We start from the raw sequence: 21,962 nt of genomic DNA on the forward strand, positions 1-21,962 counted from the left end.
GGCTCATGGCATTACGACAATTCCAAGCATTCCTTGATGATGTAGCAACTATTCGCTTGGTCATGGAAAAACGATTCGACTCCGAACATATGAGCTTCTCACTCGAATCAAATGATGCTACGTCTCAACTTTTTATCCATTCCTGTCTAGAAGTAGACAATCTCGTTATCTATTATCTAACCAGCCTCCATGCATTGACATTGGACAAGGACTATACCATCTACGACCAGGATCGTAATAAAGCTGAACTCGGCTATGGTCATATCGTTCGCTCTACACTTTTTGAACAAAGTTATACATACAATGGGCAAGACTTGGGAGCAACCTATCGACCAGAGGCAACAACCTTTAAGTTATGGGCACCTATTTCTAAGCAAGTTTTTCTTGTTCTAGAAGGAAACCCACATGCAATGACTAAGGGAGCAAAAGGAGTTTGGGAAATTACTGTTGAAGGAGACCTAGAAGCGCACAGCTATCACTATCTCCACAAAGTAAACGGTGAATGGATTTCCGTTCACGATCCCTACGCCCTGTCTTCCACAGCCAACTCAGGTGACAGCTACGTTATCAATCCAGATAAACTTCATAAAATTCGTCGTGCTAAGACCCAACGACCTATTTCTCAGGCCATTATCTATGAAATGAGCGTCCGTGATTTCTCATGGCAAAAAGAAGCTGGTTTCAAGCATCGCAGTCAATTTCTCGGATTGACAGAGTCTCCTACCATGGATGGAATGAAGCTAGGAATGGATTACATCAGAGAACTAGGCGTTACCCATATTCAATTATTGCCTGTTTATGATTTTGGCAGTGTGGATGAAAATAAACCCCAAGCTGTTTACAACTGGGGCTACGATCCTATGCAATACAATCTGCCAGAAGGTTCCTATTCTAGCCAACCAAACGATCCTTACGCACGTATTCTAGAGCTACAAGAAGCTATCCAGGCCTACCATGATGCAGATATTTCAGTTATTATGGACGTTGTTTACAACCACGTCTATCATGCTGAAAAGTACGCATTTGAGCTCATCGTTCCAGGCTACTTCTATCGCTATGATGACCACGGCATGCGAACAGACGGGACATTCTGCGGTAACGACGTTGCCAGCGAGCGCAGTATGGTCCGCAACTACATCAAACAATCCCTTCGCCAATGGCTAGAACTCTATGGTTTTGATGGCTTTCGTTTCGACCTTATGGGTATTTTAGATAGCGAAACAATCAACCAGATTCAAACTGAATTATCTGCCATTCACCCAAATGTCTACCTCTATGGTGAAGGATGGAAAATGGCAACAGGCCTCGAATTTGAAAAGCTGGCTCACCAGTACAATGCAGAGCAGTTACCTGAAATCAGCTTCTTCAATGACGATTACCGTGATACCTTTAAGAAACTCTTGCTCAATCCAAGCCGTCTAGTAGATAAGCAATTGCACGAAAAGGTACAACATCTCCTAACTGGTAGCCGATTAAGCCATTTCTTAACGCCTCAACAGTCCCTCAACTACATCGAATGCCATGATAATGCTACAGCATTTGACTATTTCCATATTGAGAATCCAAACTGGACACCTCAACAGCAGAAACGTGCTGCTAGCTTTGGACTTCAACTGATTTTGATTTCTCAGGGTATGGCCTTCATTCACAGCGGGCAGGAATTTTTCCGTACAAAAGATGAATTAGATAATACTTACAATGTCCCTGACCTTATCAACCGTCTGGACTGGACACGAGCTATTCGTTATAAGGAACATATCGAGTTCATTCAGGAATTAATTACCTTCCGCAAAAATAATCCAATACTCAGCCAGGATAACTACGAAAGTATCCAAGAAACTTGTGATTTCTACTGGTTAACTGAATATGTTCTTCGCTATCAAGTAACAAGTGAAGAAAAGACCATTCAATTTATCATCAACTTTGCGGATAGCGACTTTACCTATGAACGTGAAAAAGATAAGGCAGTTCTCTACAACTATCCTCCAGTCGAAGAGCGTGATCAGCAAGAAATCACGATTGCAGGACAGAGTATTTGCATTTTAGAAGACAAATAGGACTTTAGACCGATGAAACACGATATAGTCTGAGGTATACTATAGTCAATCCTAAATATTTTTCATAATCTCCTTAAAACTCACTGGTCACTCTGGTGAGTTTTTTTGTGTGACCAAAAAACAACCCAGCATAAAGCTGAGTTGAGGCTCTTTACATCAATTCCATTATCTTCCGACCAATGCGTTCAATGTCATTCTGCATCCCTCTGAGTTCAAAGGTGTCTATAACAGGAAAATTAAATCGCTCAGCATATTGCTTGGCAGTCAGACAATATTGGTTGTTAAAATTGCGGTTGCCAGAGCCAACGACACCCAGACAGAGCTCTGCATTGGTCCCCAAAGCGATAAAATCTCCGAGAGGATTGGTCAAAATCTCCACATCTCCGTTATCGACACCATTTCCGCCCTCCAGATAGGTAGGAAGAAAGGCGACAAAGGGAGCATCTAGCTGATAGAAAGGAATATCCTGCTTGACCAAATCTTTAACATGGACCAGTTCAATCTCCCAGTCAGTTTGAAATTGGAAAAAAGACTTTAGACGTTTCACAAAACTCTCTGTATTGCCACTCAAACTGATGTAAACCAAATATATTTTCTTCTTCATACATTTCCTCTTTATAATAAAAACACTACATGTAGACTGTAAATACTATTTTACTCCTACATGTAGTGTTTGTCAATCAGTCACTTTCCACAAACCGACCAATAATATTGACGTTGTCAGCTACAGATACAAAGGCTTGAGGATCTGCTTTTTTCATAATTTGCTTAAATTCACTAAACTCCGCACGTGTGATAATGGTAATCAGAACCGTTTTTTGCTCATGATTATACGCCCCTTCGGCACCATTGATAATGGTTACACCGCGATTTAGCTTTTTATGGATTTTTTTGATAACTCGTTCTGGTTGATTGGTAATAATCATAGCCTGCATCCGCTTTTGCTTGACATAGATTGCATCCGTCATGCGGCTGGAGATAAACAGCGCAACCATTGAATACAGGGCATATTGCCAGCCAAAGGTCATCCCTGCAATCAACATAATCATAATGTTGACAATTAAGGAAATGGAGCCAACTTGACGTCCCGTCTTCTTGCGAATAATAATAGAGACAATATCAGTACCACCACTAGATACATTGTTCCTAAGCGCAAATCCAATCCCAGTTCCCAGCATGAGACCGCCAAAAATAGCATTGACTAAAGGGTCTGTCGTCAGGGTAACTGGCGGCATAAATTGGATAAAGAAAGAACTGAAGGATACCGTAATAAAGGTAAAGATAGTAAATTTATAACCAATTTTATACCAAGCTAAGATAAGCAAGGGGATGTTCAGACCGTAATAGACCACCGCAATCGGTACATTCCAACCAGCGTAAGAAGCTGCCAGAGCAGAGACAATCTGGGCAAGACCAGTAACTCCAGACGAATAAACATTCCCTGGTCTAAAGAAAAAATTCACCGCAATACTAGATAGGAGTCCATAAATAATGGACCCCGATATCCGTTCAGCATATTTTTCCTGAGAAATTCCCAAAATGACCGACCAAAACTTATTCTTTCTGGCCTTTCTTAAGAAGCGTACACGCTGTTTTCTGAAAAATTTATTCATTTTCAAGTGTAATGTCTAGAGCCAATTCCTCTAATTGAGCTGATGCAACTGTACTTGGCGCCTGGGTCATTGGATCAGATGCCTTGTTATTCTTCGGAAAGGCGATAACTTCACGAATGTTATCCTCACCAGCCAATAACATGACAAAGCGGTCCAAACCGATAGCCAATCCACCGTGTGGTGGGAAGCCGTAGTCCATAGCTTCTAGCAAGAAACCAAACTGCTCATGCGCATCTTCAGCAGAGAAGCCAAGCGCCTTGAACATCCGTTCTTGCATGTCTTTTTGGTTGATACGAAGACTACCGCCACCCAATTCATAACCATTCAAAACAATATCGTAGGCAACTGCACGCACCTGCGCCAAATCACCATCCAAATGATGAGCTGTTTCTTCCGTCGGCAAGGTGAATGGGTGGTGGGCACTCATGTAGCGACCTTCCTCTTCAGACCACTCAAACATTGGCCAGTCTACAATCCAGAGGAAGTTGAACTTGCTTTCGTCAATCAAGCCTTGCTCTTTTGCCAAGCGGTTCCGTAAAGCTCCCAGGGTATTATTGGCAACTTCCAATTCATCTGCTACAAAGAGGACCAGGTCCTTGTCTTCAAGTTGTAAACTTGCTGTCAAGTTTTCTGTAATACCCGTCAAGAACTTAGCAACTGGGCCCGCTAATTCTCCCTTATCAACTTTAACCCAGGCAAGGCCCTTGGCACCAAATTGTTTAGCGTATTCTGTTAATTTATCAATATCTTTACGTGAGTAGCTATCCGCCGCACCCTTGACCACAATAGCCTTTACAACAGGTGCTTCTGAGAAGACTTTGAAGTCAACTTCCTTGACAGTATCTGTCAAGTCTTGCAAGAGCATGTCAAAACGAGTATCTGGCTTGTCTGAACCATAGAAATTCATCGCATTGTCATAGGACATACGAGGGAATGGCAAGGTTACATCGATTCCTTTGGTATCTTTCAAGACCTTAGCAATCAAGCCTTCTACGATGTCTTGGATTTCAACTTCATTCAAGAATGAGGTTTCCAAGTCCACCTGTGTAAACTCAGGTTGACGATCCCCACGCAAATCTTCATCACGGAAACACTTAACGATTTGGTAATAACGGTCGAAACCAGCATTCATTAAAAGCTGCTTAGTAATCTGTGGACTTTGTGGCAAAGCATAGAAATGACCTTTGGACACACGAGATGGTACCAAGTAGTCGCGCGCACCTTCTGGTGTTGACTTGGTCAACATTGGTGTTTCCACATCGATAAATTCCAAGTCATCCAGATAATTGCGAATGCTGTGGGTTACAGCCGCACGTAATTTGAAGTTGTTGAGCATTTCTGGACGGCGAAGATCCAAATAACGGTAACGAAGACGAGTGTCATCGCTGGCTTCAATGCCATCCTTGATTTCAAACGGAGTTGTCTTAGCCGTGTTCAACACTGTCAAGCTGGTTACTTGCAGTTCAACAGCTCCTGTCGGGATATTGTCGTTAGCTTGCTCACGCTCCACAACCGTTCCTGTTACCTCGATAACAAACTCGGAACGAAGACTCTCCGCTTTTGCCATCACTTCAGCTTCAACTGACTCAGGGTTAATCACCAATTGCATAATGCCTTCACGGTCACGCAAGTCAATGAAAATCAGGCCACCTAAGTCACGACGGCGGCCAACCCAACCTTTCAAAGTAATTTCCTGACCGACATGTTCCTTACGAACACGTCCAGCATACATAGAACGTTTCATATTCTTCCTCTTTTACTGATTTTATACTTATTCATTCTACCATAAAATGGCTGATTTTTGGGGGAAATTGCCGAGAAAAATCGAAAAACCAGCCTTAAAGGACTGGTTTACTATATAACATATCTAAATGCGGAATATCATCCTCTAGATAGACTTCTGAAACTGCCTCAAAACCTAGCGAGCCATAGAACTTTGCTAAATGGGCTTGGGCACCGATCTTAATCTGACTTTCTTTCCATTCATTTGTAATGTAATGGATAGCTTGCTCCATCATTGGCCGACCCAATCCTTTACCACGATGGCTTGGCTTGATGACCACACGACCGATGGAAACTTCATCATAACTTATACCAGCCGGCAGTATTCTCAAATAAGCCACTAACTCCCCATTGTCTGTTCCTAAAAGATGAAGACAACTTGGATCTTTTCCATCTATTTCTGGATAGGGACAGGCTTGTTCAAGCAAAAATTAAGTCTTTTAGTTTACTTTTAGTACGAGGCAACGAGCTGCAAGCTGCTTGTACAGTCGAGTGACTGTACAAGGTTGGATATAGCACTTGCGAAGCAAGTTACTTCTACAAAGTACGGTAAAGTAAGTTCAAACACTCCAGTGGAGTGTTTGAAGTTGGAAATAAGGAAACGGAGTTTCCTCGTCCGTCGAAGTAATAAAAGAAAAACTAAATGACTGATACATCGGGCCGAAGTGTCAAGATGTTGTAAAGTTCCTGTAAACTAAGTTGTTCAAATGTTTTTATTTCCCACTTCATACATTCCTCCTAGGGCAGAATGTTCCCTGCACTTCTGTAAATCTCATACCATTCTGGTCGAGTCAAGGTAATCTGGCTAGCCTGGGCAATCTTTGTCAGGCGATCTGGATTCATAGAACCTACAATCGTTTGAATCTTTGCTGGATGACGTAATATCCAAGCTACGACAATGGTTTCATGTGAAACATGGTATCGCTCTGCTATTTCCCCAATAGTTTGATTTAAAAGAGCATAGTCAGGATGGTTGGCAAAAATACCTCGTTGCAAATCAATCAAGAAAGGAGACCAGGCTTGGATAGTGATTTTTTTTAGCTGGCAATAATCAATCAGTCCACCATCACGCATAGTCGCAGGATCATCTTTCATATTGACATGTAATCCAGCATCAATCAAAGGCGTGTGAGCAGGAGATAGCTGCAATTGATTAACTGCAAGCGGTTGATCGAGATAGGATTGTAATAACTCCATTTGGTAAATGTTTTGGTTGCTGACGCCAAAATGATGAACTTTCCCTGCTTTTTTCAAAAGATAAAAGGCTTCTGCCACTTCCTCTGCCTCCATTAGAGCATCCGGACGGTGTAAGGCGAGAACATCTAGATATTCTGTATCCAAGCGCTTGAGAATACCATCCACAGATTCCAAAATATACTCTTTTGAAAAATCAAAATAGCCCTTACGAATACCGCATTTTGATTGAAGAACGATTTCCTCTCGTTTGATTCCTGCCAATTTTGCCCCCTGAGCAAAACGGATTTCTGACTGACCACCGCCATAAATATCCGCATGATCAAAAAAGTTAATTCCCTGTCCAACCACTGTATCTAACACTTTAGCAGTTTCCTGCTCTGTCAGACTAGCCATTCGCATACAACCTAGACCAATTCGTGAAACTTCTAATCCTGTTTGTCCTAATCTTTGCATTTATCTTCTCCTTTGTAAACGCTTTTCATATTCCTTATTATAACAGAAAAACCCAGCCGAAACTGAGTTTTAGTTAAAACCATAAATTCTTTTCGCGATTTTATAGACGGCATTGGAAATTTTTCGACCTGGATAACCGTAAAGGTTGGTTAATTGCCCAAGTAACCCTTTTCGAACGATTTTAAATAGAGCTGGATTATTATCCCGAATATAGTGCCAGAGTTCCTGCTTTTTCAACATGTGTTCAGCTGTTCCAGCACGATTGAGAAGGGCACAGGAGATAATGGTCGTAATCTCCACATGATTGAGCAGGTAACTTCGCAAATCAGGATTGTCAATCGCCTCCAAGTCTAAATTATCTACCAAGATTCGATTGACTTTTAACTGCTGGTCAATGCGCTTAATCATGACGGATTCATTGACAGACTGGTCATTTCGCCCAATAAAGTATCGATAAAAATCAACTGGAAGATAGTACATCGTTTTCACTGCTTGTAAGGGGGTAAATACGAAAATATTATCCACATAAAAAGTATGCTCTGGCAGAACGAGACCAACCTCACGCAATAAATCTGTCCTGTAAATCAAGGAATGCATCATCATGTATTGCCCCTTGGAAAAGGCACCTACATCCTCCCAACCGAAAATACGGTTCTCAGGTAGAGTGGATTGATAAGACATGGATTTTTTGCGAGATTGTCCCTCTTTTTCATAAACAAAGTTGGAGATAAAGGCATCAACTGGAGTATTTTCATCTTCCAAAGCCTGCAAACTCTCTAGGATCTTCAAATAGGCCCTGGTATCGACCCAATCATCTGAATCTACAACTTTAAAGTACTTCCCCTTGGCCTCACGTATCCCTGTATTAACAGCTCCGCCATGGCCCTTATTGTCCTGATAAATGGCACGTACGTTTGAAAATTGATTCTCTAGCCCCTCTGCGATTTCCTGAGTCCGATCGGTCGACCCGTCGTTAATAATCAGAATTTCAACCTTGTCACCGCCCATTACAAGGGAATGAACACAGTAATGAAGGTAGGCCTCCGAATTATAACTCGGAATAGCAATGCTTAGTAAGGTCATCTTTCTCTCCATTTGACACAATTTGTTACTATTTTATCATATTTTCAGGAAAGTTGCAGAGCACAATTATTTTCAAAAACAAACTTATTCACAAGCTGTGGATAAGTTGTGGATTTCTTTGTGTTTCTGTGGATAACTATTATCAGTTTTTGGTGGTAATTTCTAGTTTTTCCACATCTCGACTTTGGCTCCGTTTTATAATCACATCAAGATAATCAGCCAAGAAACTTCTCGGTGATGCTGCTTGCAAGGTCTGATAAGTCTGGCTTGGAAATACCTTCTCATCTAGCCAAGTCTGATCTAGTTTTTCTCCTGAAAAATAAGCACGGTTGGCCGGCATGATAAATTGTGAAATAGCATCTGCCGTCTCCCCATCATACCAACGCTCATCGTTTAACACATTGTGGACCATGATGTCACTGGTATTGTCAAAGACAATTTGTAAGTAGGTAACGTGATCCTGCAAATTTGGATCACTAGGTTGGTGCTTTTCTGTCCACGAAGCCATATCAAGTTGAGTTTTTTGATAGTGAATGCTTGTATCATCAAGGCTCAATTGACCGATAATAGCTGGATAAATAGAAAATGCTCCATTGACCACTTCAGTATAGTTAACTTGTCCCAAGTCTTCCTTAACAATATTCTGAGAATGAGTGTGCCCTGAAAAACCAAAATGAATCCCATACTGATCAAACAAAGTCTTCAAATCGGCAGCATTATCCAAAGTATAGCCTTTTGAGAGCATGGCATGCTGTTGCAAGACATTGTGATGGACAACAGGTATCAGGCTCACTCCAGCTTCCTTAGCTGACCTAAGCTGAACTTCTATCCATTCTAGGGTCTCTTTTTTGATACGTCCATTGGTTGGAGGAGCTCCTTTTCCGTAGCCGTCAGAGTAGATGTTGCTGTCTATCATCAGAAACCAAGCATTGGAAAATGGCTTGGCTAGATAGCTCAATGAGGCTTTGTCACGACTGCTGGCTTGTTGATAACCGTGATTGGCAAATAGCTCTGCAAATTGCTGAGCGGTGACCTGATCCGTCACTATCTGCTGGTCTCCCTTAAAAGCCCTAGCCCACCCACTGGCAATATCATGGTTGCCAGGAATCACCAAAACCTCCGTTCCTTTTTCTTCAATCCGGGTAAAATATTGCGCCAACTCAACCATGCTCTGCTTTTCTCCATTAAGAGTCAAATCTCCACTGACTAGTAACAAGGAAGGATGTTCACGCCCAACCTGCTCAACCAGAGCCTCCATTCGCTCTTTTCCATAACGTAAATCCTTACCAGCAGCTGTCTTTTCGATATAAGAAAATGCCTCTCCATCATCAAATAAATCCTGTGACAAATAATGCAAATCAGTGATAATCCAGATTTTATCCTGGTCTCTTAACTCAGCCTCGGCATAGGATTGCTGACGCTGGCCAGTAATAGCAGACCAAATCAAAACAATGACTGCAATAGCTCCTAACAATAATACTATTTTCTTCTTCATACCTTAAAAGTATATCATCTTAGAGATAGAGGGACAAGAAAAAGAAGCTCGACCTTCTTTCTGCCGAGCCTCTTATGTCTACAATTTATTTCTTAGCAAATCCTGCTGCTTGTTCACCAGCCTGACGACCAAATACGATGATATCTGCTACAGCATTACCACCAATACGGTTTTGACCATGAACACCACCAGTTACTTCACCAGCAGCATAAAGACCAGAAATTGCTGAACCGTCTGTTTTCAATACTTCAGTATTGGTATTGATTTTCACACCACCCATTGTATGGTGGACACCAGGTGCAACTTTAATGGCATGGTAAGAACCAGTGTTCAAAGCATGGTCCATACCTGATGTACGACCAAATGCCGCATCATTCTTATCTGCCACAGCCTTGTTCCAAGTATCAAGTGTTGTTTGAAGAGCATCCGCAGGTACACCAATTTCTTTAGCCAAATCCGCAAGAGTAGCACCCGTTTTTACAAGACCTTTTTCTTCATACTGAGCAATAGCCTTCACACGATCTTTCAAGGCATCATCAAAGATAACATAAGCGTAGTTTGGATCCAAACTATTGATAGCCGCAGAAACTTTATCACGAGTTTCCAATTCGTTAACAAAACGCTCACCTTTTGAGTTGACAAGGATAGCACCTTCGCCACGAACTGCTTCTGTAATCAAGTAAGAAGTTTCTTGCTCAACACTTGGGTGAATTTGGATTTGTTCCATATCAACAGTTGCTGCACCTTCTGATTCAGCAAGTGCAATACCGTCACCTGTTGAACCTTCTTGGTTGGTTGTAACATAACCTTTCAATGCTGGGTTTAATTTAGCAACCATTTCCAAATCTGCACCGAAACCACCAGTCGCCAATACAACTGCTTTAGCTGAGATTTTCTTAGTTTCACCAGCAATCTTCACTTCAACACCTGTCACAGCCCCATCCTTGTCTTGGAGTTTTGTAACATCTGCATTGACAAAAATTGGTACTTCACGTTCAACAAGATTGTGGTAAAGACCATTTACCAAGTAGCCACCGACAGCTGAACCATCTGCAGGACGGTGGGTACGTTTCTCGCTCATACCACCAGTTGTAGTTAGGTTGCTAAGAGTAATCCCCATTCCATCCAACCAGTCAATTGCACCAGCTGAGTTATCTACAAGGTAACGAAGTAATTCCGGATCATTTGTTCCTTTACCACCTTTAAGTGTTTCTTCATAGAATTTATCGTTTGAATCAGCAATACCTTCCGCTTCTTGGAATTTGGTTTGTGAAGCATTCATACCAGCTGATGATTTAGCCGTATTACCACCGATAACAGGCATTTTCTCTAACAAAACAACACTAGCACCAGCATCTTTAGCTGAGATAGCTGCCGACATACCTGCACCACCTGAACCAACAACGATAACATCGTAGCTATCTTTCAACTCAGATGGATCTGTATAAACTTTCTCAGATGCACCTGAAACAGCTTCTTCTGATGAAGAAGAGGTCGTAGATGATGAAGATGTAGCTGTCTTTTCAGACTTGCCTCCACATGCCACTAAAAACACAACAGCAAGTAGACTCAATAATAAGCCTAACCAAGCTTTCTTTTTCATGATAAACCTCCAATTTTTATCTGATATTAGTATTATACAAGATTGTGAAATGTTTTTCAATCTGTTTTGAAACATTTTTCACAATAATATAAATGCATAGAATTCAAATCATACATTAATAAAAATTATTTACCACCCTTGAAGAGCTAAAAAGCTTGCTATTTCGGAAATTGTTGCCTGACTCCCTTTACGAAGTATTCCAGATAATTTACCCGATTTATAATAGGTTAAGCTAGGAACCGTAGCAAGACCTTGACTCTGTCGAAATTATTGTATTTTTCCATTCGGATCCGACTCGCTATCCAAATAGTAGATAGTCGCACGTGATCGCTCTACTGCCTCTGTTAATTTCGGAGCAAAATCACGACAATAAGGGCATGTCTCACGACCTATGTATAATATAAATTCTTCCTCATCTTGGACCTTTTGCTCCACTTCGTCTATCGAAATAGCCTGGTAACTCTTTACAGCCTTCACATAGTCTGATTCATTTGGCGTAGCCGCTGATTGAGATAGAAAGAAGGCCCCACCTACGACCAAAATAGCTATTAGCACTAGCAAAAAATACTTACGCCACATAATCCCTCCTAAAATACAGACAAAAAGCCCTTGTAAATAGGGCTTTTAAAATATCAATACAAATCTTAGAGCATTTTGTTGTAGAATTCTACGACAAGAGCTTCGTTGATTTCTGGGTTAATTTCGTCGCGTTCTGGCAAGCGAGTCAATGAACCTTCAAGCTTTTCAGCATCGAATGATACGAAAGCTGGACGGCCAAGAGTTGCTTCAACAGCTTCAAGGATAGCTGGAACTTTGATTGACTTCTCACGAACTGAGATAACTTGACCAACTTCAACGCGGTATGAAGGAATATCAACGCGTTTGCCGTCAACAAGGATATGACCGTGGTTTACGAATTGACGTGCTTGACGACGAGTAGTTGCCAAACCAAGACGGTAAACGACGTTGTCCAAACGACGCTCCAAAAGAAGCATGAAGTTGAAACCAAGAGTACCTTGTTTGATTTTAGTAGCTTGTACGAACAAGTTACGGAATTGTTTTTCACCCAAACCGTAAGAGAAACGCAATTTTTGTTTCTCAGCCAATTGCAAACCGTATTCTGACAATTTAGAACGGTTGTTTGGTCCGTGTTGACCTGGTACGTAGTTACGACGTGCCAATTCTTTACCTGTACCTGTCAATGACAAGCCAAGACGACGAGCTTGTTTCCAAGATGGTCCTGTATAACGTGACATAGTTATGTCCTCCTAAAATAAAAATTTCCGTCATTTCGTTTCTCTTTTATTACGTCGTTAAGTCGGTTTGGCATACCTCAGTATAGCCTGCACCTCCTTGCCTAGTACTAAAAGGAAACAAAAAAGACTTATTTGTAGGAAATAACGTTTTAAGCAAACCTGATTCGTGCAGGAGGCCTTCATCGAAACAGCAACGATTACTCTTCTTGCTGACCTTCTGTTGACGAGCTTCATTTTGCCCTGCTGTTATTTCACACAAATGTTAGTATAGCACAAAAAAAAGGCTCTGTAAAGCCTTTTTCATCGTTCTTATTGCATTTCTTCCAATAATTCAACCAGCTTATCCTTTTGAACCTGTCCTGCAAAAGAAACCTTGAGGGTTCCATCACTATTGATAAGGATATGTGTCGGAAAAGCAGCAATACCAAAATGTGTCATCGCCTGAACTTTGGTATCAAATAAGACTGGATAGGTCGCTCCTAGCTCACTAGCCTTCTCCAAGATCTCATCCTTGCTCACATCCGCAGGATTGGTATTCGCAAACTCAGCATCCTTAGGTGACGTGATAGACAAGAAAACATAATCTTCCTTATCCTTATACTCTTGATAGACCTCCTCCAATTCTGGGATTTCTCTCTGACAAGGACCACACCAGGTCGCCCAAACATTGATATAAATCTTTTTCCCCTTGTAATCCGCCAGATTGACATCATTTCCATCCTTATCCTTTAGGGAAAAATCTAGCGTGACTGGTTGATTTGCCTGTAAAGTCGACTCAGTAGAAGATGGACCGACCAATGGTAAAAGAGAGCAAGCAGTCAAAATAAAACAAGAAGCAAGTAAGCAAACAGCAATTGATACCAACTTTTTCATAAATAAATCCTTTCTATCCTACTGGAAAAAACGCACAAGATGTTGGAAGAAACCTGTTAAAATACTCAAGCCTATCAAGAGCAATAAATAGCCTGAAATACGCTTGGTCCAAGCCAAATAGTGCCGATTGTTCTTGAAGAAAGCCAACATTTTCTGAGAAAAGAAGGCAACCAAAATAAAGGGAAGAATAAAGCCAAGACAATAGACCAACAGCAAGATACCGCTCAACCAACCCTGCTGACTGCTAGCATAAATAAAAACAGATGCCAGAATAGGTCCTATACATGGAGTCCAAGAAAAACTAAAGGTAAAACCCATCAGGAAAGCTAGAAATGGAGTGACCTGTTTTCCTGCTTGGTACACCTTATTTTTAGCAGAAAATTCACGCTCTAACATGGGAATATTGAACCAACCCAACTGCAAAATTCCCATCAGAACAATCAATAGACCACTGATAATCTGCAAGACTTGAGCATTTGCTTGTAAGACCCTGCTCAGCAAACTAGAGGCAAATCCCAATAAGAAGAAGGTCAGAGCAATCCCAACTACAAAGCTCAGCGTATTGACAAGGACCTTCTTCTCTCCCTCTTTCCCTTCAGCTCCACCTGCCAACAAACCAATGTAGATAGGGAGAATTGGCAGAACACAGGGTGATAAGAAAGACAAGAGCCCTTCTGCAAACAGAGCCAGAACTGTAAACCATTGAAATTCCATATAAACTCCTTTCTATCTAGCTCAAAAGACAGCATTGAAAACGTTTTTATGTACTAATATTGTAACACACCGCTTTACCTTAGTCAATATATCGTTTTGTTATAGTCGAATGAATTAGCTTTCAGACAAGGAACTGAGGTGCAGGTTGCTAGAACAGCCTAGAGGCTGTTCTAGGTTGGAAATAAGACTTGCGATGTAAGTCACTTTCGTTGAGTACGGCAAGCCGAAAGTGACGATGTATCAAAGTTAATTCAAATGACTATAAATCATACAAAAAAGCCTGCAATCACAGGCTTCCATTCCTAATCCAAATAATGAATCAAAATCTTTTCTGTCAAAATGTCTGAGTAAGTATAAGATTCCACAAAGGTATTGTTTGGATCTTCAAATTCAACAATAAACAAAGACTGATAAACTTCCACAATACGCCCCTGCTTATTCTTCTCACGCTTACGACCATTTTCAAGGGTCAATTCCACAATCTGCCCCTCATGCTCTTTAATATCCTGCTTGATCTGCTTCATTTTAGCAACATCTGTAAATGCATCACTCATTCTTTATCCATCCTCTCTCTTGGAAATACTTGCAAATTTATTGTATTCTTTTTGGAACATAAGCTCCACGGTACCACGCGCACCGGAACGGTTTTTCTCGATGATGACTTCAACCGTATTGTTTGGAATGCCACCATCCTCTTGCTCACCGCGCTCATAATAATCATCACGATACAAGAAGGCAACGATATCCGCATCCTGCTCGATAGATCCCGATTCACGAATATCAGACAGAACAGGTCGCTTATCCTGACGTTGCTCCACACCACGCGACAACTGACTGAGGGCGATAACAGGAACTTTCAATTCCTTGGCCAAAATCTTCAACTGACGGGAAATCTCAGAAACCTCTTGTTGTCGGTTTTCCCGACCTGTTCCCGTAATCAATTGAAGATAGTCAATCAAGATCAAGCCCAGATTGCCCGTTTCCTGAGCCAACTTGCGTGACCGCGAACGAATCTCCGTAATCTTGATACCTGGTGTATCATCAATGTAAATGCTAGCCCGTGCCAAATTAGCCTGAGCCACCATATACTTATTCCACTCTTCCTGCGTCAAATGACCCGTACGAATGGAACGCGAATTGATAACCCCCTCAGAAGCGAGCATACGGTCCACCAAGCTCTCCGCACCCATCTCCAAAGAAAAGATGGCAACGGTCAAACCTAATTTTGTACCAATATTCTGAGCAATATTGAGAGCGAAGGCCGTCTTACCAACCGCAGGACGAGCCGCAAGAATAATCAACTCTTCCTCATGCAGACCCGTTGTCATAGCATCAAGAGCAGGATAACCAGTTGCAATCCCTGTAATATCCGACGTCTGCTTAGCACGAGTTTCAAGGTTGTCAAAGTTGATATTCAAGACATCATCAATCCGCTTGAAACCACTTCGACTGGCTCCCTCACTGACATCAATCAAAGCTTTTTCAGCATTGGCAATAATGTCATCTGAACCATCCGCACCCTCATAAGCCTGATTAACTGCATCCGTCAAACGGGCAATCAGTTTACGGAGATTAGACTTTTCAGCAACAATCTTGGCATAGAATTCCGCATTGGCTGCCGTCGGCACGGAACTAATGATTTCAGCCAAATAGGCCAAACCACCGATATTTTCCAAATCACCATGGTTCACTAAATAGTTGCGCATGGTAGTCGCATCAATTGCCTCATTTCTATCAGAAAGAGCAATCATAGCATTAAAAATTAGCTTATGAGCATGTTTGAAAAAATCCTCTGCCTCGATATATTCACGAACAAAGACCAACTTGCCTTCATCAAGGAAAATAGCTCCCAAGACCGACTGTTCAGCCAGAATATCCTGCGGTTGCACCCGCAATTCATCTAAGTCTGCCAAGATTTCACCTCCTCACTGATAATGATAACTCTTCTAAGCTTCTTTAATGCTCAAATTGATAACACCTGTCACATCTTGATAGATTTTGACAGGAACATCAATCAAACCAAGGGCGCGAATTGGGTGGTCTAATTGGATATGACGTTTGTCAATCTTAATACCAAATTGTTTTTCCAATTCTTCAGCAATTTTCTTGCTGGTAATAGAACCAAAGGTACGACCATCTGGACCAACTTTTTCGACAAATTTCACTAAAGTAGCTTCCTCAGCCAACTTAGCCTTGATAGCCTCTGCTTCTGCAATCATCTCTGCATGAGCCTTTTCCTTAGATTTTTCCTGACCACGAAGGGCGCTAATCGCTTGGTTTGTTGCTTCCTTAGCCAAATTTTTCTTGATCAAGAAGTTTTGGGCATAACCTGTTGGAACTTCCTTAATCTCACCCTTTTTACCTTGACCTTTAACATCTGCTAAAAAGATTACTTTCATATCTGTTCTCCTAATTTCCATTTATTTCTTCGCGGATTTTATCCGTCAACTTTTCACATACTTCTGCGATTGTCTGGTCATATACCTGAGCGGCAGCTAGGTTAAAGTGGCCACCTCCACCCATTTCTTCCATAATGCGTTGAACATTGATTTTACTATGACTCCTTGCAGAAATAGATACATACCCTTTGGTATTTCTTGTTACAACGAATACCGCCTCAATTCCTGCCATGTCCAATATTGTATTTGCAGCCTTGCTCGGAATAATATTATCGTATTCTTTAGTATCATCTGCACACGCAATAACAACATTGGACTCAATTCTCTGCCCACTTAAAATCAGTTCATTGATTTGACGATATTCCTCAAAATCTGTCGCAGCAATCTGCTGGATTTCCAAGCTATCGCTACCACGAGTCCGCAAGTAACTAGCCACATCAAAAGTACGACTAGTCACACGAGAGGTGAAATTTTTTGTATCAAGCATAACCCCAGCCATCAATAAACTAGATTGAATGCGATTAAGTTTATGGTGTTTGTCATTCTGGAACTGAATTAATTCCGTTACTAACTCACTCGCAGAACTAGCACCACTCTCTATATAAGTCAAAACTGCATTATTTGGAAAATCTGTATCGCGACGATGATGATCAACCACCACAACCTGGGTAAATTGTTCATAGAAATCCTTATCCAAAGTCAAGCCAATCTTTGAATGATCTACCATGATTAACAACGACTGGAAAGTGACCATCTTCATGGCTTCCTCAACCGTTAGCAAATTAGAACAATTTTCATCACTCAACTTCTTGATAGCACGTGCAATATCTGGTGCCATTTCATCTGGATTATACACCGTATAGGCATTGTTCATAATATTTTGAGCAAAGTACTGCATACCGACCGCGGATCCAAGCGCGTCCATATCTAAATTACGATGTCCCACCACAAAAACAGCATCAACCGATTTGAGCTTATCTGATACAGCAGACATCATAGCACGAGTCCGCGTACGTGTTCGTTTAACGGAAGAAGCCGAGCCACCGCCAAAGAAAAGTGGCTGTTTACTCTCATCATTTTCCTTGACCACAACCTGGTCTCCACCACGAACCTCAGCCATATTGAGATTTTGGAGCGCAACCTGTCCGATTTGGTGATGATTTTCATTACCATACGCCAATCCCATACTCAAAGTCAAACCTAAATCTAACTTTTTAGCCTCCTCGCGGAACTTATCAATAACTGAAAACTTATTCTCTATCAATTTTTCCAACACAGCATAATCTGTAAAGAAATAGAATCGATCCATTGTGCCGCGTCGATAGTAGATTCCGTAATCATGGCAAAATTCCGAAACAAATTGAGCCAAGAAGGAATTGACTTGGCTAATCTGTGAATCAGATACCGTGTCCTCGAGTTCATCATAATTATCAACTGAAATAATCCCTATAACAGGACGGCTTCCGATCAAACTATTTGTCGCTGAGTACTCTGATGAAGCATCAAAAAAGTAAAATAACCCTTGATCAAAATCAACGTTAACAGCGTATCTCTTGCCTGAAAAGTTTGCATAAATTCGCTCCTCATCCAGACCAACGTCAATAATTTCACGTAGTTTTTTTTGATCAAACTCACCATTTTCTTGAGCAAAAATCAGCTCAGCAAAGGGATTAAACCATTCTACCTGATTACTATCTGGTCGAACTTTGATAACTCCCACTGGCATTTTATCCAAGAGCATCATCAAACCAGAATTGGCCTGATTATTGAGATATTCAATCTGTTCTATCTCACTAAATTCATAAGAATGTTTTTGATAAATAAACAGCGCAATCAACACCAATAGGCTGATGAGTAGCGCAAAAACTGTACTGGCACCAATTGGAAAAAATCGGTGGACAAGAGCCACCAACCCAAATAAAATGACACCTATCATGACAAAGTGAATTGTCGAAAATCGAAATCTTTTCATCACTAACCTCTGCCTGCCATTCTACCACAAATCACAAGAAATTGCTAGTTTTCGCTAGCACGCATAAGAAAAGAACAGCCTTAGTGACTGTCCTTTGATTTGTTTTTAGAAATGGAACGACTACGTCCTTCCAGATAAACCATGAGAATGGATATATCCGCTGGATTGACACCGGAAATCCGACTAGCCTGGCCAATGGTTTCTGGTGAAATTAGCTTGAATTTCTGACGAGCCTCGGTCGCAATGGAGTCAATATCATCCCAGTCAATGCCTGCTGGAATGCGTTTTTCTTCCATACGTTTCATCTTCTCCACCTGATCCAAGGCCTTGGCAATGTAGCCCTCGTACTTGACTTCTGTTTCAATCAATTCAATGGTCTTGGCGTCCAAATCCTCTGCCGCAGGACCGATAAAGGCTACCGCATCTGCGTAAGTCACATCTGGACGACGCATAAATTCCTTGGCAGTCAGAGCGTCTGTCAAGGGCTTGAAGCCCATGGCTACGACTTTTTCGTTGGTTTCCTTGATTGGCTTGAGTTTGATAGACTCCAAACGCTTCATTTCATTGTCAAATTGATTTTTATGGATTTGGAAGACCTGCCAGCGTTCATCATCTACCAAGCCAACCTGACGACCAATCTCCGTCAGTCGCATATCGGCATTATCATGACGCAAAATCAAGCGGTACTCTGCCCGACTGGTCAAGAGACGATAAGGTTCCACCGTTCCCTTGGTTACCAAGTCATCAATCATAACACCAATGTAGCCGTCGCTTCGTTTCAAAATCAGCTCAGGCTTGCCCTGCACCTTGAGGGCTGCATTGATACCAGCAACGATTCCCTGACCAGCTGCTTCTTCATAGCCTGATGTTCCGTTGGTCTGACCTGCTGTAAAGAGCCCTGAAATCTTCTTGGTTTCAAGCGTCGCCCGCAACTGATGAGGCATAACCATATCGTACTCAATGGCGTAACCTGTCCGCATCATTTGGGCATTTTCCAAACCTTTAATGGAGTGGATCAAGTCCTGCTGCACATCTTCTGGCAGACTGGTTGACAGCCCTTGGACATAGATTTCGTCTGTATTGCGACCTTCTGGCTCTAGGAAAAGCTGGTGGCGTTCCTTATCCGCAAAACGAACAATCTTGTCCTCGATTGACGGACAATAACGGGGCCCAATCCCCTTGACAATTCCTGAAAACATAGGTGCTCGATGAAGATTGCTGTTGATAATCTCATGGCTGGTCGCGTTGGTATAGGTCAACCAGCAAGGAATCTGGTCCTGCAAATAGTCCTCGTCCTTGGACAAGAATGAAAAATGGTTTGGCTTTTCATCGCCTGGTTGAATCTCGGTTTCTTCGTAGTTAATGGTACGAGCATTGACACGCGGTGGTGTCCCTGTCTTGAAACGACCAATTTCAAGTCCCAATTCTTTCAGATTATCCGCCAGCGTGATAGAAGCTAGGCTATTGTTAGGACCTGACGAATACTTGAGATCACCGATGATAATCTCACCACGCAGAGCTGTACCCGTCGTCACCACAACTGCCTTGGCTGAGAATTTCTGGTTGGTAGCCGTACGGATACCGATCACCTTGCCCTCTTCCACCAAAATCTCATCAATCATGGTTTGACGCAGGGTCAGATTTTCCTGACGCTCCACCGTCCGCTTCATCTCTGCTGCATACTCTGCCTTATCTGCCTGAGCCCGCAAGGCACGAACAGCTGGACCCTTGCCCATATTGAGCATCTTCATTTGGATATAGGTCTTGTCAATGTTGCGACCCATTTCGCCACCCAGGGCATCGATTTCCCTTACCACAATCCCCTTGGCAGAGCCACCAATGGAGGGATTACAAGGCATAAAGGCCACCATATCCAAGTTAATAGTTGCAAGCAGGGTCTTACAACCCATCCGACTGGCTGCCAAGCCCGCTTCTACACCCGCATGTCCCGCACCAATCACGATGACATCATAGTTTTCTGCAAATGTGTGTGTCATGTTGTTTTCTCCTTCATGTTCATAATGTGTTTAACTTGTCCATTCCAAATTGGTAATTCCTGTGTCAGAAAAGCAGGCACGACATCAAGGTTTACAAGCTTGTCAAGTTCAATCCATTCACAAGCTTGTTTCAACTTACCTTCAATCATCTCCTTAGGCATTTCTCCAGTAGGTTCGACGATAAAATGAAACTCGATATTGTGAAAATCCATACCTTCCTGTGTAAACTGATTTTCAACGACAAAAGCTAGTTGGTTGACACGACTGTCAATCCCTAATTCTTCTTTGACTTCTCGAACAACCGCATCTTGTGCCGTTTCCTTGACTGCAATCGCACCGCCAATGGTATAATAACGGTCCTTATAATCTTTGGTCAGGAAAATTTTCCCATCCTTTATAATCAATGCAGTGGCACGGACACCGAAAATCTGGTTGTCAACTTTGGTTCTAAAATCCATTTATCCTTCTCTTTTCTAAAATTTCGTCCAGATATGGAACTAAGTTTTTCTTATTTTTATCGCTAGGGGCTAACCATAGAAAATCTGTATGTTCTTCTGGGTCAAGAAGAATGGTTTTTATCTGTTCTGTAAGTGTTCCTTCATAGACCAGCCTTGTAAACACCGTCTGTTTTTCTTCATCAAACTGACTATCTTCATGGATAATGATCAGATTTTCCTTTTCTATCGAAATACCTGTTTCTTCAAAACACTCTCTCACTGCAGCATCACGGGGTAACTCATTCTCCTCGACACGACCGCCTGGAATGTCCCAATATCGAGGAAAAACATTGGGTTTGCCACGCTTAATCTGCGAACGTTGAATAATCAAGTGGCTGTCTGCAACAGTGAGCAAGACATGGGCAATCAATTTAACAGGCATGGTTTCCTCCGCTACTTTAGTTGTCTTTGTTCATAAAATGCTTTAGTTGTCCGTCCCATTTGGCTAGCTCGGTCTTAAGAAAGGCTGGATTGAGATCCAGTTTCTCTAAGTTCGCAAAAGTAACCCATTCACACTGGCGAACAGAATTCCCTTCTTCCAGATTGGTAGCTGGATTAGACAGTGGGGTAACTATATAGAGAAATTCAATCTGATGATAGGATTTCTCCTGTAAGGTGAACTGATTTTCGACGATAAAAGCCAGTGGTCCAACCTCCACATCAATTCCGATTTCTTCTTTCATTTCTCGTTGCACAGCCTCTTCGGTTGTTTCGCCAAGCTGAATAGCTCCACCCAAAGTGTAGTATAGCCCTTCAGGCGACTTAACAAGATATAACTTCTCATCTTGTACCACCAAGCCCGTTGCACGAACACCGAAGATTTGATTGTCGTGTCTCGTTCTGAAATCCATCTTCTCTCCCCTATAGCAAAAAACAGCCAAAACTCTCGAAAACTGCAGGACAAAAAAGCCTACAATTCCCATGAGCTTTGACCATCATGATAATTGTTACTCTTATTCTATCAAAAGATT

Annotated in this window: 19 protein-coding genes and 4 pseudogenes; 1 reads left to right on the forward strand and 22 read right to left on the reverse strand. The window is 41.8% G+C overall.

The window, feature by feature from the left end; translation table 11 throughout:
- The first annotated feature begins 5 nt into the window (after positions 1 to 5).
- Entirely contained in the window at positions 6 to 2,057 is a 2,052-nt protein-coding gene (gene pulA, locus CWM22_13155) for a type I pullulanase (GenBank protein ID AUC92769.1), read from the forward strand.
- Between the two features lie 151 nt (positions 2,058 to 2,208).
- Here the strand turns inward: pulA and CWM22_13160 are convergent, their stop codons facing one another.
- The 22 genes and pseudogenes from CWM22_13160 to CWM22_13265 form a co-directional block, all read right to left on the reverse strand.
- A complete protein-coding gene (locus CWM22_13160; protein ID AUC92770.1) occupies positions 2,209 to 2,661 on the reverse strand; it encodes a ribonucleotide reductase assembly protein NrdI in 453 nt (150 codons plus the stop codon).
- Between the two features lie 76 nt (positions 2,662 to 2,737).
- Positions 2,738 to 3,676 carry a YitT family protein gene (locus tag CWM22_13165; GenBank protein AUC92771.1) on the reverse strand — a complete coding sequence of 313 codons (939 nt, stop codon included), beginning with the start codon at positions 3,674 to 3,676 and terminating at the stop codon, positions 2,738 to 2,740.
- Positions 3,663 to 5,414 (reverse strand): aspartate--tRNA ligase, encoded by a 1,752-nt coding sequence (locus tag CWM22_13170; GenBank protein ID AUC92772.1) that lies wholly within the window; start codon positions 5,412 to 5,414, stop codon positions 3,663 to 3,665. The genes CWM22_13165 and CWM22_13170 overlap by 14 nt, the downstream gene beginning before the upstream one ends.
- Before the next feature lie 94 nt (positions 5,415 to 5,508).
- A pseudogene (locus tag CWM22_13175) lies at positions 5,509 to 5,883 on the reverse strand (GNAT family N-acetyltransferase).
- Between the two features lie 211 nt (positions 5,884 to 6,094).
- Positions 6,095 to 6,181: pseudogene (locus CWM22_13180) on the reverse strand (GNAT family N-acetyltransferase).
- A gap of 9 nt (positions 6,182 to 6,190) precedes the next feature.
- Positions 6,191 to 7,102 (reverse strand): aldo/keto reductase, encoded by a 912-nt coding sequence (locus CWM22_13185; protein AUC92773.1) that lies wholly within the window; start codon positions 7,100 to 7,102, stop codon positions 6,191 to 6,193.
- Between the two features lie 69 nt (positions 7,103 to 7,171).
- Complete coding sequence (locus CWM22_13190) at positions 7,172 to 8,197, reverse strand: glycosyltransferase family 2 protein (GenBank protein ID AUC92774.1); 1,026 nt, start codon at positions 8,195 to 8,197, stop codon at positions 7,172 to 7,174.
- Positions 8,198 to 8,327: 130 nt separating this feature from the next.
- Positions 8,328 to 9,680, reverse strand: a complete 1,353-nt coding sequence (locus tag CWM22_13195; protein ID AUC92775.1) for a metallophosphoesterase — start codon at positions 9,678 to 9,680, stop codon at positions 8,328 to 8,330.
- An 85-nt stretch (positions 9,681 to 9,765) separates the two neighbouring features.
- Complete coding sequence (locus CWM22_13200) at positions 9,766 to 11,283, reverse strand: flavocytochrome c (GenBank protein ID AUC92776.1); 1,518 nt, start codon at positions 11,281 to 11,283, stop codon at positions 9,766 to 9,768.
- Positions 11,284 to 11,412: 129 nt separating this feature from the next.
- A pseudogene (locus CWM22_13205) lies at positions 11,413 to 11,862 on the reverse strand (thiol reductase thioredoxin).
- A gap of 65 nt (positions 11,863 to 11,927) precedes the next feature.
- Entirely contained in the window at positions 11,928 to 12,539 is a 612-nt protein-coding gene (locus CWM22_13210) for a 30S ribosomal protein S4 (GenBank protein ID AUC92777.1), read from the reverse strand.
- A gap of 57 nt (positions 12,540 to 12,596) precedes the next feature.
- A pseudogene (locus CWM22_13215) lies at positions 12,597 to 12,798 on the reverse strand (hypothetical protein).
- Positions 12,799 to 12,848: 50 nt separating this feature from the next.
- Positions 12,849 to 13,412 (reverse strand): TlpA family protein disulfide reductase, encoded by a 564-nt coding sequence (locus CWM22_13220; GenBank protein AUC92778.1) that lies wholly within the window; start codon positions 13,410 to 13,412, stop codon positions 12,849 to 12,851.
- A gap of 18 nt (positions 13,413 to 13,430) precedes the next feature.
- A complete protein-coding gene (locus tag CWM22_13225) occupies positions 13,431 to 14,126 on the reverse strand; it encodes a cytochrome c biogenesis protein CcdA (GenBank protein AUC92779.1) in 696 nt (231 codons plus the stop codon).
- A 302-nt stretch (positions 14,127 to 14,428) separates the two neighbouring features.
- Positions 14,429 to 14,680 (reverse strand): hypothetical protein, encoded by a 252-nt coding sequence (locus CWM22_13230; GenBank protein ID AUC92780.1) that lies wholly within the window; start codon positions 14,678 to 14,680, stop codon positions 14,429 to 14,431.
- 3 nt (positions 14,681 to 14,683) lie between these two features.
- The gene (locus CWM22_13235; GenBank protein ID AUC92781.1) at positions 14,684 to 16,039 is read right to left on the reverse strand and encodes a replicative DNA helicase; all 1,356 of its coding nucleotides are present in this window, start codon (positions 16,037 to 16,039) and stop codon (positions 14,684 to 14,686) included.
- A 33-nt stretch (positions 16,040 to 16,072) separates the two neighbouring features.
- Positions 16,073 to 16,525 carry a 50S ribosomal protein L9 gene (locus tag CWM22_13240; protein AUC92782.1) on the reverse strand — a complete coding sequence of 151 codons (453 nt, stop codon included), beginning with the start codon at positions 16,523 to 16,525 and terminating at the stop codon, positions 16,073 to 16,075.
- Between the two features lie 10 nt (positions 16,526 to 16,535).
- On the reverse strand, positions 16,536 to 18,497 hold the full coding sequence (locus CWM22_13245; protein AUC92783.1) for a DHH family phosphoesterase: 1,962 nt from the start codon (positions 18,495 to 18,497) through the stop codon (positions 16,536 to 16,538).
- Positions 18,498 to 18,577: 80 nt separating this feature from the next.
- Positions 18,578 to 20,494, reverse strand: coding sequence for a tRNA uridine-5-carboxymethylaminomethyl(34) synthesis enzyme MnmG (locus CWM22_13250; protein ID AUC92784.1), 1,917 nt, complete (start codon positions 20,492 to 20,494; stop codon positions 18,578 to 18,580).
- Positions 20,491 to 20,952, reverse strand: a complete 462-nt coding sequence (locus CWM22_13255; protein ID AUC92785.1) for an NUDIX hydrolase — start codon at positions 20,950 to 20,952, stop codon at positions 20,491 to 20,493. The genes CWM22_13250 and CWM22_13255 overlap by 4 nt, the downstream gene beginning before the upstream one ends.
- The gene (locus CWM22_13260; GenBank protein ID AUC92786.1) at positions 20,942 to 21,373 is read right to left on the reverse strand and encodes a DNA mismatch repair protein MutT; all 432 of its coding nucleotides are present in this window, start codon (positions 21,371 to 21,373) and stop codon (positions 20,942 to 20,944) included. The genes CWM22_13255 and CWM22_13260 overlap by 11 nt, the downstream gene beginning before the upstream one ends.
- Before the next feature lie 16 nt (positions 21,374 to 21,389).
- Entirely contained in the window at positions 21,390 to 21,842 is a 453-nt protein-coding gene (locus CWM22_13265) for an NUDIX hydrolase (GenBank protein ID AUC92787.1), read from the reverse strand.
- Positions 21,843 to 21,962 lie beyond the last annotated feature (120 nt).

Source organism: Streptococcus suis, from assembly GCA_002831545.1.
GTDB classification, from domain to species: Bacteria; Bacillota; Bacilli; order Lactobacillales; family Streptococcaceae; genus Streptococcus; species Streptococcus suis_P.